The organism is Sphingomonas parva (ex Maeng et al. 2020) (assembly GCF_004564275.1).
GTDB lineage: Bacteria > Pseudomonadota > Alphaproteobacteria > Sphingomonadales > Sphingomonadaceae > Allosphingosinicella > Allosphingosinicella parva.
The window spans coordinates 65,973-76,764 of sequence record NZ_SPDV01000017.1 but is presented as its reverse complement, the minus strand read 5'-3'; the positions used below and the strand labels follow the sequence as shown (position 1 = coordinate 76,764).

The window sequence follows — 10,792 nt, the reverse complement described above, 5'->3', positions numbered from 1 at the left end:
GCAGGCCTGAAGCCCCTCCCCTCGATGGGGAGGGGTTGGGGAGGGGTGGCCTCTCCGCAGACGCACCGCAGTTCATCGACTCCACCCCCACCCCACCATCGGCCCGGATCCAAAGGACGATACGGGGCATCGTCCGCCGGGCCGATCCCATCCAGGGGGAGGGCTCTTGGCCGCGATCGCCAATGGCTCCGAGCGGCTTCACCCTGTGATCGGCCATCCGCCTTGCTCCTGCCGCATTCCGCCCGGACCTTCCCGCACGGGCAGAGGGAGACGCGTGGATGCAGGCAGCCTTGCTGATGATGCTTCAGGCGAGCGCGACCCCGCCCTTGCCGTCCGACTTCGATCTTGCGAGGCTGCCCGAGCCGCGCCCCGACCTCTCCGCCGCCTTGCGCTGCCCGCCCGACAGGGGAGACGAGATCGTCGTCTGCGGCCGCCGGCCGAAGGGCGAGGATTATCCGATCGATCGGAAAGCGGATTATGCCGCCAAGCCAATCCGCGCGGAGAAGGATCTCGGCGGCGGCGCGACCGGCGGCATCTATGTCGACTCCGTCGCCATGCCGGGCGGCCAGATCAGCAAGCGGATCACCGTGGGCGTGAAGGTGGCGTTCTGAGCCGCTTCCCGCGCAGCACGGCGTGGATTAACCTGCCGTCGAACCGGGGAGGACAGAGGATGAAATATGCAGCCGCAGCCCTGATGCTCGCGATCGCCGGCACGGCCCAAGCGGAGGTCGTCTCCTCGGCGCCGGGCGGCTTCGAGGTGCGCAGCGTCAAGGTGGTGAAGGGTACGCCCGAGCAGGTGTGGACCACGATCGCAAAGATCGGCGACTGGTGGGATCCGGCGCACAGCTATTCCGGCAAGGCCGCCAATCTGAGCCTGTCGCTCGAAACCGGCGCCTGCTTCTGCGAAGCCATTCCCGCCGGCACGCAGGCCGGCAATGGCGGCGCCACGGCGGCGGCCGGCATGGTGATCCACGGCCGCGTGCTGATGGCGATGCCCTATCAGACGGTCACGCTCGATTCCGCCCTCGGCCCGATCCTCGACGAAGGCGCGACCGGACGCCTGAAATGGACGCTGAAGCCGGTCGCCGGCGGCACCGAGGTCACCCAGAGCTATGTGGTCGGCGGCTACATCCGCGGCGGCGGCGATAAGCTCGCGCCGATCGTCGACATGGTGCTCGGGCAGGCGCTGACACGGCTGCAGGCCCATCTCGCTCGATGAGAGCGCTACCATAGCCCCTTGCGCCGAAGGGGCTGTTCCGCCCACCATCGCCGAAACCAGCAAGAGGGGAAGAATGGCTAGCACCGCCGCCGACGAGCACGACCTGCGCCAGAGCGAGAGACTGGTGATCACGGCCTCCTCGCTGGGGACCGTGTTCGAATGGTATGATTTCTACCTCTACGGCCTGCTCGCCACGATCATCTCCGCCCAGTTCTTCTCGGGCGTCAACGAGACCACCGCCTTCATCTTCGCTCTCGCCGCCTTCGCGGCGGGCTTCGCGGTGCGGCCGTTCGGCGCGATCCTGTTCGGCCGAATCGGCGACCTCGTCGGGCGCAAGAACACCTTCCTCGTCACCATGGGTATCATGGGCCTGTCGACCTTCGCGGTCGGCCTGCTTCCGAGCTACGCCTCGATCGGCGTCGCCGCGCCGGTCGCGCTCGTCCTGCTCCGCCTGCTCCAGGGCCTGGCGCTGGGCGGCGAATATGGCGGCGCGGCGACCTATGTCGCCGAGCACGCACCGGACGGGAAGCGCGGCCTCTACACCAGCTTCATCCAGACGACGGCGACGCTCGGCCTGTTCGCGGCCTTGCTCGTCGTGATCGGCTTCCGCTCGGCGCTGGGAGAGGCGGCGTTCGCCGACTGGGGCTGGCGCCTGCCGTTCATCGTCTCGATCGTGCTGCTCGGAGTCTCGATGTGGATCCGGATGAAGCTCAACGAGAGCCCGGTGTTCCGCAAGATGAAGGAGGAGGGTAAGACCTCGAAGGCGCCGCTGACCGAGGCGTTCGCGCGCTGGGGCAACCTCAAGATCGTGCTGATCGCCCTCTTCGGCGCCGTCGCCGGCCAGGCGGTGGTCTGGTACACCGGCCAGTTCTACGCCCTGTTCTTCCTCGAGAAGTCGCTGCGCGTCGACGGCGCCACCGCCAACATCATGATCGCGATTGCGCTCGCCATCGCCACCCCCGCCTTCGTCTTCTTCGGCTGGCTGTCCGACCGGATCGGCCGCAAGAAGATCATTCTCGTCGGCTGCGCGCTCGCCGCCCTCACCTATTTCCCTCTGTTTCAGGGCCTGTCGCGCGCGGCCAATCCGGCTCTCTATCAGGCGCAGGCGACCTCGCCGGTCACGGTGACGGCCGATCCGGACGAATGCTCGGTCCAGTTCGATCCGATCGGCCGCAACAAGTTCGATCGCACCGGCTGCGACATCGCCAAGTCGTTCCTGGCCAAGTCCGGCATCTCCTATACGAATGTCGAGGCGGCTGCGGGCGCACCCGCCGCGGTCCGGATCGGGGACATCCCCATTCCGCCGGTCGACGTGCGCAGTCTCGACGAGGCGGGTCGTGCCGCCGCGATCAAGACGTTCCAGGACCAGGCAAAGATCGCCCTCGCCGCCGCCGGCTATCCGGACAAGGCCGATCCGGCGGCGATCAACAAGCCGCTCGCCATCCTGATCCTCACCGTGCTCGTCCTCTACGTGACGATGGTCTACGGCCCGATCGCCGCTTTGCTCGTCGAGCTCTTCCCGACCCGGATCCGCTACACCTCGATGTCGCTGCCCTACCATATCGGCAACGGCTGGTTCGGCGGCTTCCTTCCGACCACCGCCTTCGCGATGGTCGCCGCCACCGGGGACATCTATTACGGTCTCTGGTACCCGATCGTCGTGGCCGCCCTCACCGTGGTGATCGGGCTGGTGCTGCTGCCGGAAACCTTCAGGAGAAGGCTGGAGGATTGAGACACCCCTCTCCTCCCCTGCGAGGGGAGGGACCGCGCGTAGCGCGGTGGTGGGGTGTCAGCGTCATCATCGAGGCCGCGTCCGTGGCGGCGCTGATACCCCTCCGTCAGGCTTCGCCTGCCACCTCCCCTTCCAGGGGAGGAGCTCTCACCGACCCCGGGGTGCGCCCTTGGGTTTGTACGGCTTGGCCTTGTGCCGCGCGGGCGGCGGGCCCTGGCGCTTGTTCTGGCGGGCCATGTCGCGCGGCGTGCCCTGCATCGGCTCGATCAGGATCGCGCCCTCGCCGTCCGGGTCGCCGCCCGCGGTGCGCTTGACCGCGGCCATGAAGCGGCCGGCGGCGGCGCGCGGGATCTCGAAGGCGGTCTCGTTCGGGGCGATGCGGATCGCACCGATCTCGTTGCGGGTGATGTGGCCGCGGCGGCAGAGCAGGGGCAGCAACCAGCGCGGATCGGCATTGTGGCGGCGGCCGACGTCCATGTGGAACCACACGGTGTCCTCGAAGCCCTGCCGGTGGCCTTGCTGCCGCTGGTCGCCTCCGTCCTGCTGGTCGGCGAGCTCCTCGGGCGCCGGCATGCGCGCGCGATGGGCGCGGACCAGAGCGACGGCGATGTCCTCGGCGCTCTTCTCGGCGAGCAATTTGCGCGCGACCTCGAGATCCTCCTCGTCGGCCTCGACCGGCTGCAGCAGGGCCTCGAGCAGGCGGGCGCGATCGTTCTTGCGGATGTCCTCCGGCGTCGGCGGCTGGATCCACTCGGCGGCGATCTTTGCCCCGCGCAGCATCATGTCGACCCGTTTGCGGCGCTGGTAGGGAACGAGCAGCACCGCCGTCCCCTTCTTGCCGGCGCGGCCGGTGCGACCCGAGCGGTGCTGGAGCGTCTCGGCGTCGCGCGGCAGCTCGACGTGGATGACCAGGCTCAGCGTCGGCAGATCGATGCCGCGGGCGGCGACGTCGGTCGCGACGCAGACGCGGGCGCGGCGGTCGCGCAGCGCCTGCAGCGCGTGGTTGCGCTCGCTCTGGCTGTGCTCGCCGGACAGAGCGACCGCATCGAAGCCGCGCTCGATCAGGCTGGCGTGGAGGCGGCGGACGTTGTCGCGGGTCGCGCAGAACAGCATCGCCGATTCCGCCTCGTGGAAGCGGAGCAGGTTGACGACGGCGTTCTCGATGTCGTTCGGCGCGACGGTCACCGCCTGATAGGCGATGTCGCCATGGCCGCGATCCTCGCCGACCGTGGAGATGCGCAGAGCATCCTTCTGGTAGCGCTTGGCCAGCGCGACGATCGGCTTGGGCATCGTCGCCGAGAACAGCAAGGTGCGCCGGCCTTCGGGAGTCGCGTCGAGGATCTCCTCGAGGTCCTCGCGGAAGCCCATGTCGAGCATCTCGTCCGCCTCGTCGAGGACGGCGACGCGAAGCTGGGAGAGATCGAGCGCGCCGCGCTCGAGATGGTCGCGCAGGCGCCCCGGCGTGCCGACGACGATGTGCGCGCCCTGCTGCAGGTTGCGGCGTTCCTTGGACGGATCCATGCCGCCGACGCAGGTCGCGATCCGCGCGCCGGCCTTGCCGTAGAGCCAGATCAGCTCGCGGCTGACCTGGAGGGCGAGCTCGCGGGTGGGCGCGATGACCAGGGCGAGCGGCTCCCGCAGGAAGGGGAGCGCGCCGCTCGCCTCGAGCAATTGAGTCGCCATGGCGAGGCCGAAGGCGACCGTCTTGCCGGAGCCGGTCTGGGCGGAGACGATGAGGTCGCGACCCTCAGCATCGGCTTCGAGGACGGCGGCCTGGACGGGCGTGGGGGCGGAATAACCGCGCGCGGAAAGGGCTTCCGCGAGAAGCGGGGGCAATTGGCTGAAGGGCATGGGAATCCAGATGGGGGGCCGGCCCGGTACGGGCAAGGCTTTGCCGGGCCCCTTAGCCGCTCGCGCGGCAGGCGTCCACCCAGCGCGCCGAGACGATCGCGGCGAGCCGCTCCGGAGACACTTCCACCGAGCTGTTGAGCGAGCCGGCGGCCGGATAGACGGTCTCGAAGTCTCGCAGCGAGACGTCGCAATAGATCGGCAGCGGCGTCGACAGGCCGAACGGACAGACGCCGCCCACCGGATGGCTGGTGAGGTCCAGCGTCTCCTCAGCGCCGAGCATCCGCGGACGCCCGCCGAAGGCCGCCTTCGCCTTCTGGTTGTCGAGCCGCGCATCGCCCCGCGCGACGAGAAGGAAGGTCTCGCCTCCGGCTCGGACCGCCAGGGTCTTGGCGATTCGCCCGGGCTCGACGCCGAGCGCATCGGCCGCCTCCAGCACGGTGGCGGTGCTCGCCTCGGTTTCGATGATCGGCAGATCGGGCGCGTAGGCGGAGAGCCACGCGCGAACGGATTCGAGGCTCAACTCAGTCCCCCAGAAGATGCAAGGCGATGGTCCGGCGGTGCGGCCGGCGGCGGTGCTCGAACAGATAGATGCCCTGCCAGGTGCCGAGCGCCAGCCGGCCGTCGATCAGCGGGATTGCGAGCTGAACGGCCGTCAGCGCGGCGCGAAGGTGCGCGGGCATGTCGTCCGGCCCTTCGTCGTCATGGGCATAGTCGCCGCCTTCGGGCGCGATCCGCGCGAAGTAACGCTCGAGATCGGCGCGCGCGTCGGGAGCCGCATTCTCCTGGACCAGCAGCGACGCCGAGGTGTGGCGGCAGAACAGGGTGAGGAGCCCCTCGCGCATCCCCTGCCCGCCTGCCCAGCCCGCCACCTCGCGGGTGATCTCCCGGAGGCCCTGGCGCTCGGTCGGGACCTCGAGAAGGGTGGTTGCCTGGCGCATCGCGCGGGCTTAGAGCGTCGCGTGCGAATGCGCCACCGCGAACCCACCTTTTCGCCTGTCACCAGCGTTGACAGAGGCGCGTGCGCATCCTATCTGCGGCCCATCCCGATAACCGGTCATCCGGCGGCGCTTCTGCGCGCGTCGGCTTTCCTCGTTTCGGGAGACGTAACGAAGCGCTGAGATGGGGCGGTCAGCCAGCCGCCCTGTGGAGCAGGAGAAACTATCACATGGCACGTATTGCGGGTGTCAACATCCCGACCAACAAGCGCGTCGAGATCGCGCTGACCTACATCCACGGCATTGGTCGCACCAAGGCCAAGGAGATCACCACCAAGCTCGGCATCGCGCCAGAGCGCCGCGTGCAGGACCTTTCCGACCAGGAAGTGCTCCAGATCCGCGAGACGATCGACGCCGACTTCACCGTCGAGGGCGATCTTCGCCGCGAGGTGGCGATGAACATCAAGCGGCTGATGGACCTCGCGTCCTATCGCGGCCTGCGCCATCGCAAGGGTCTGCCGGTCCGCGGCCAGCGCACGCACACCAATGCGCGCACCCGCAAGGGCAAGGCCAAGCCGATCGCCGGCAAGAAGAAGTAATTCGTCCGGGGGACGAATTGCTCCGCCGGAGGCACCTTCGGGGCCCGATCGGCGCAACAGATTTGGTAGGATAAAGAGATCATGGCACGCGAACCTCAGCGCCTTCGTCGGCGCGAGCGCAAGAACATCACCGCCGGCGTCGCCCACGTGAACGCCAGCTTCAACAACACGATGATCACGATCACCGATGCGCAGGGCAATGCGATTGCCTGGTCGTCGGCGGGCATGATGGGCTTCAAGGGCAGCCGCAAGTCGACCCCGTACGCCGCCCAGGTCGCCGCCGAGGACGCCGGCAAGAAGGCCGCCGAGCATGGCGTGCGCACCCTCGAAGTCGAGGTGAAGGGTCCGGGCTCGGGCCGCGAGAGCGCGCTGCGCGCGCTCCAGGCGGTCGGCTTCACCATCACCTCGATCCGTGACGTGACCCCGATCCCGCACAACGGCGTGCGCCCGTCCAAGCGCCGCCGCGTGTAACGATTTGAGTCGGGGCGCTTCCGGGCGCCCCGCCTTTTCTATCCCGGGCCCGTCCCCCACGGTCCCGTTGCATCCAAGGGAAGATCATGGCCGTCAACGCTAAGAACTGGCAGGAAATGAAGAAGCCCAACGCTCTCGAGAAGCGCGCCGCCGGCGACGCGCGCCGCAAGGCGACGTTCGTCGCCGAGCCGCTCGAGCGCGGTTTCGGCCTGACGCTCGGCAACTCGCTGCGCCGCGTCCTCCTCTCCTCGCTCCAGGGTGCGGCCGTCACCTCGATCCGCATCGAGGGCGTGCTGCATGAATTTTCGAGCCTCACCGGCGTGCGCGAGGACATCACCGACCTCGTGCTCAACGTGAAGCAGGTCGCGCTCCGCATGGAGGGCGATCAGCCGCGCCGCCTGCAGCTCTCCGCCACCGGCCCGGGCGAAGTCACCGCCGGCCAGATCGCGACCAGCGGCGACATCGAGGTGATGAACAAGGACCTCGTCCTCTGCCACCTCGACGAGGGCGCGACGCTCAACATGGAGCTGACCGCCGAAGCCGGAAAGGGCTATGTCCCGGCCGCGTCGAACCGCCCGGTCGACGCGCCGATCGGCCTGATCCCGATCGACGCGCTGTACAGCCCGGTCCGCCAGGTCAGCTACAAGGTCGAGAACACCCGCGTCGGGCAGGAGCTCGATTATGACAAGCTGACGATCACCGTCGAGACCGACGGCACGATCACCCCGGACGACGCGCTCGCCTACGCCGCGCGCATCCTCCAGGACCAGCTGCAGCTCTTCGTCCACTTCGACGAGGGCCTGACCATGACCAGCGTGCCGACCGGCGTCGCTGCCGTCGCGGCGGGCGAGAGCGAGGCGGACGCCAACCAGCTCAACCGCTACCTGCTCAAGAAGGTGGACGAGCTCGAGCTGTCGGTCCGTTCGGCCAACTGCCTGAAGAACGACAACATCATCTACATCGGCGACCTCGTCCAGAAGACCGAGGCCGAGATGCTCCGCACGCCGAATTTCGGCCGCAAGAGCCTCAACGAGATCAAGGAAGTCCTGTCTTCCATGGGTCTCCGCCTCGGCATGGACATCCCCGGCTGGCCGCCGGAGAACATCGAAGAGATGGCCAAGAAGCTGGAACAAGAGCTCATGGGTTGAGCCAGCGGCTCAAGCCATTCGATCTTCCGAAAGGGTCGCCGAAAGGCGGCCCTTTTTCTTGGCCATCCGAGAAGATCGAAGGCAGCCAGCCGGAGGCTGGACGTCGGAGAGCGAGCGTCCGCGCAGGCGTGCGGGGCACGGCTGCGCAGCGAGCCGCCGCAGGCGGGAAGAGATGGCCAAGAAGCTCTAGCAGGAGCTGATGGGCTGAACCCTCGGGTCGACGATCGATCTTTCCGGAAAGGCCGCCGCGAGGCGGCCCTTCTTTTTGGGCCCGACGCCGGGATGTCCGCGCGCCGGCGATGCTCTTCCCTTGACTCCAGCCTCGGTTTCGGGTTGAGGAGCGCACGACAGGCGGGGCCGTGGCTCCGCCTTTTCGCTTGCGCCGCAGGCCTTGCGACAAGGGGTCTGGGCAGTCCCCCATGCGACTGCCCGGCCGGGATTACCTGATACGGACCCCGGACGAACGAAGAAGGAAGTCACCATGCGCCATCGCGTTGCCGGACGTAAGCTCCAGCGCACCTCCAGCCACCGCGCCGCCCTGTTCCGGAACATGGCCGCCGCGCTGATCAAGCACGAGCAGATCACCACCACCGTCGCCAAGGCGAAGGAGCTTCGTCCCTATGTCGAGAAGCTGATCACGCTCGCCAAGAAGGGCGGCCTTTCCAACCGCCGCCTGGCTCATGCCCGCCTCCTCGACGACGCCCAGCTGGTCAAGCTGTTCGACACGCTCGCGCCGCGCTACGCCGAGCGCAACGGCGGCTACACCCGCGTGATCAAGGCCGGCATCCGCGCCTCCGACGCGGCGCCGATGGCGATCATCGAGCTGGTCGATCGCGACGTCTCGGCCAAGGGTCAGGATTCGGGCCCGGTCGCCGGCGCCGACGAGTTCGACGAAGCCGCCTGATCGATATCGGGCCGAGGCGACGCTTCGGCTGGCAGGTAGAAAGAAGGGGCTCCGCATCGCGGGGCCCCTTCTCTTTTGGGCAGAATGCAGCGCCCGAAGCGCTCAGCTGCCGCCGCCCAGGCGGCGGACCTGCTGGCGCAGATAGACTTCGTCGAAATTCGCGCCGGACGCACCGCGCAGCTCATCCATCATCTGCTGCTGCATCGGCATCAGATCGGGGGTCGGCGGGGTGCCGGCCGCGATCGCGGCGGCGGCGAGCTGCGCCGTCGTCTGCTGATGGTGCTGGACCAGCATCTGGGCGAACTGACGGACGTCCGCGCGCTGCGCCTGGCTTTGCGCGAGCTGCGAGGACTGGATCTCGAACAGGTCGCTCGCGGCAGCCATCTCGACATAGGCGCCGCGCTGGGTGGGAGTCATGTCACCCGAGGCCATTGCGGCGTCGGCTTGCATGTCGGCTTCCGTCGAGGCGCAGGCGGCCAGGGCGAGCGAGCCGGCGGCAGCGAGCAACAGGGTGCGGATCATAGAGTGGTCTCCTGGGGCAGTCATCTGGCGACGCATTGGCAACAGGGGCCGGCGGGCCGAGTTCCTTGGCCAGGCAAACCTTTGATCTACATCATGAAGATTCCGCCCGGAGGTGCAGGGGGACGGGAAACGTGAGGCAGCCGCCGGATCGATCGACGGGCCGAGAGTAGGGCAGGTGACATGTCACCGACGGGTGACAGAAGCTCGCCGGATGATCGGTGCCGCGACATCGGGCTCAGGCCCCGCCGATGCCCTCGATCACCTTGCCGGTGCCGTTGCACACCGGACACGGGGTGCCGTCATGCTCACCGGTTCCGTTGCAATGCCGGCAGAGATTCTCGCCTGTGCCGGGCGTTCCGGGCGCGGCTTCGTCGCCGGGTGCGGGTGGTTCGCTGCTCATGCGCGAGGACCGGTGCGAGTGCGGCGCGGTTCCGTCCCGGAACCGTCTCCGGCATGGACGGGTTACCGAGTGATGATCCGCATTCCGGCTGCCCTCGCGGCGCTTCCCCTCGCCTTCGCCGCCGCCCCTGCTTCCGCACAAGAGGTTTTCGGCGGCCTCTATGTTCACGATGTCGAGACTCCGTTGAACCTCAGCGGCAACGTCGAGCGCGGCGCCGATCTCGAGCTCGGCTGGCGCGGGAGGCGGATTCGCGCGCTGAGCGCGATCGGATCGCCGTCGCCGCACGCATTCGTATCGCTGAACAGCGCAGGCGATACGCATTTCGCTGCGGCCGGGATCAGCTGGAAGATCGGCCGAACGATCTATGTGCGCCCGGGCGTCGGCCTGGCCATCCATACCGGCCCCAGCCGAGTCGATCCGGGCGAGCGTCGGATCGACTTCGGGTCCAGGATCCTTTTCGAGCCTGAACTGGGCGTCGGCGCCGCTCTCTCCGATCGCCTGTCGCTGGAGGCGAGCTGGGTGCACCTCAGCCATGCCCGGCTGTTCGGCGCCCAGAACCCCGGGATCGACACGATCGGTCTGCGGCTCAACTATCGCTTTCGCTGACGCTGGACGGCGCTGCGGCGGTAGCGCTACCATGATCCCATGAGGGTCTTTCCCGCGGCCGCGGCCGCCAGCTTACTGCCGCTCCTCCTGCTCGCGGCGCCTGCGGAGGCACGGCCGGCGCGCTGCGCGGTGCAGGATGCGACGGGGCATGATTACCGCGGACCCTGCGACTTCCTGGTCGAGCGCGGCGGGTCGTTCACCGTCACGACGGTCAAGGGCCGCTTCCTCGTCCCCGGCGTGACCAGCCTCTCCCTCACCATCGTGAAGCCCGGCCTCGGCGAGGTGCGCGGCATGACGGCGCTCGGCGTCAACTCCCGCTGGGGTGAAGCCCGCCGCTCGCGCAAGGACCGCGCCTGCTGGGACGGGGCCGACTTCCGCCTCTGCGTCTATTGATCGAAAAGGAAC

Annotated in this window: 14 protein-coding genes; 9 read left to right on the top strand and 5 right to left on the bottom strand. The window is 68.4% G+C overall.

What is annotated here, in order from left to right; all coding sequences use genetic code 11:
• Positions 1-278: 278 nt before the first annotated feature.
• The 3 genes from E2493_RS10385 (at position 279) to E2493_RS10375 (ending at position 2,951) form a co-directional block, all read left to right on the top strand.
• Positions 279-611 carry a hypothetical protein gene (locus E2493_RS10385; protein WP_135086440.1) on the top strand — a complete coding sequence of 111 codons (333 nt, stop codon included), beginning with the start codon at positions 279-281 and terminating at the stop codon, positions 609-611.
• 59 nt (positions 612-670) lie between these two features.
• Positions 671-1,219 (top strand): SRPBCC family protein, encoded by a 549-nt coding sequence (locus E2493_RS10380; RefSeq protein ID WP_135086438.1) that lies wholly within the window; start codon positions 671-673, stop codon positions 1,217-1,219.
• Positions 1,220-1,292: 73 nt separating this feature from the next.
• Entirely contained in the window at positions 1,293-2,951 is a 1,659-nt protein-coding gene (locus tag E2493_RS10375; protein ID WP_135086436.1) for an MFS transporter, read from the top strand.
• Positions 2,952-3,098: 147 nt separating this feature from the next.
• Here the strand turns inward: E2493_RS10375 and E2493_RS10370 are convergent, their stop codons facing one another.
• Genes E2493_RS10370 through E2493_RS10360 form a run of 3 tightly spaced genes read right to left on the bottom strand, consistent with a single transcriptional unit; the run spans position 3,099 to position 5,740 of the window.
• Complete coding sequence (locus tag E2493_RS10370) at positions 3,099-4,802, bottom strand: DEAD/DEAH box helicase (RefSeq protein WP_135086434.1); 1,704 nt, start codon at positions 4,800-4,802, stop codon at positions 3,099-3,101.
• Positions 4,803-4,854: 52 nt separating this feature from the next.
• The gene (locus tag E2493_RS10365) at positions 4,855-5,322 is read right to left on the bottom strand and encodes a YbaK/EbsC family protein (RefSeq protein WP_135086432.1); all 468 of its coding nucleotides are present in this window, start codon (positions 5,320-5,322) and stop codon (positions 4,855-4,857) included.
• A gap of 1 nt (position 5,323) precedes the next feature.
• A complete protein-coding gene (locus E2493_RS10360; protein ID WP_135086430.1) occupies positions 5,324-5,740 on the bottom strand; it encodes a secondary thiamine-phosphate synthase enzyme YjbQ in 417 nt (138 codons plus the stop codon).
• Positions 5,741-5,967: 227 nt separating this feature from the next.
• Between E2493_RS10360 and rpsM the strand changes: the two genes are divergently transcribed.
• The 4 genes from rpsM to rplQ all read left to right on the top strand — a co-directional run bounded on the left by rpsM (position 5,968) and on the right by rplQ (position 8,859).
• Entirely contained in the window at positions 5,968-6,336 is a 369-nt protein-coding gene (gene rpsM, locus E2493_RS10355; RefSeq protein WP_135086428.1) for a 30S ribosomal protein S13, read from the top strand.
• 81 nt (positions 6,337-6,417) lie between these two features.
• Positions 6,418-6,807 carry a 30S ribosomal protein S11 gene (gene rpsK / locus E2493_RS10350; RefSeq protein WP_135086426.1) on the top strand — a complete coding sequence of 130 codons (390 nt, stop codon included), beginning with the start codon at positions 6,418-6,420 and terminating at the stop codon, positions 6,805-6,807.
• A gap of 86 nt (positions 6,808-6,893) precedes the next feature.
• Positions 6,894-7,955 carry a DNA-directed RNA polymerase subunit alpha gene (locus E2493_RS10345; protein ID WP_135086424.1) on the top strand — a complete coding sequence of 354 codons (1,062 nt, stop codon included), beginning with the start codon at positions 6,894-6,896 and terminating at the stop codon, positions 7,953-7,955.
• A gap of 481 nt (positions 7,956-8,436) precedes the next feature.
• Complete coding sequence (gene rplQ / locus E2493_RS10340) at positions 8,437-8,859, top strand: 50S ribosomal protein L17 (RefSeq protein ID WP_135086422.1); 423 nt, start codon at positions 8,437-8,439, stop codon at positions 8,857-8,859.
• Between the two features lie 102 nt (positions 8,860-8,961).
• On the opposite strand, the gene E2493_RS10335 is transcribed toward rplQ, so the two are convergent.
• On the bottom strand, positions 8,962-9,381 hold the full coding sequence (locus tag E2493_RS10335) for a DUF4142 domain-containing protein (RefSeq protein ID WP_135086420.1): 420 nt from the start codon (positions 9,379-9,381) through the stop codon (positions 8,962-8,964).
• A gap of 235 nt (positions 9,382-9,616) precedes the next feature.
• The gene (locus E2493_RS21205; protein ID WP_167737477.1) at positions 9,617-9,781 is read right to left on the bottom strand and encodes a hypothetical protein; all 165 of its coding nucleotides are present in this window, start codon (positions 9,779-9,781) and stop codon (positions 9,617-9,619) included.
• Between the two features lie 72 nt (positions 9,782-9,853).
• On the opposite strand from E2493_RS21205, the gene E2493_RS10330 reads away from it, so the two are divergent.
• Together E2493_RS10330 and E2493_RS10325 are read left to right on the top strand one after the other, a co-directional pair.
• Positions 9,854-10,387, top strand: coding sequence for an acyloxyacyl hydrolase (locus E2493_RS10330; protein ID WP_167737476.1), 534 nt, complete (start codon positions 9,854-9,856; stop codon positions 10,385-10,387).
• A 39-nt stretch (positions 10,388-10,426) separates the two neighbouring features.
• A complete protein-coding gene (locus tag E2493_RS10325; RefSeq protein ID WP_135086416.1) occupies positions 10,427-10,780 on the top strand; it encodes a hypothetical protein in 354 nt (117 codons plus the stop codon).
• Positions 10,781-10,792: the final 12 nt, after the last annotated feature.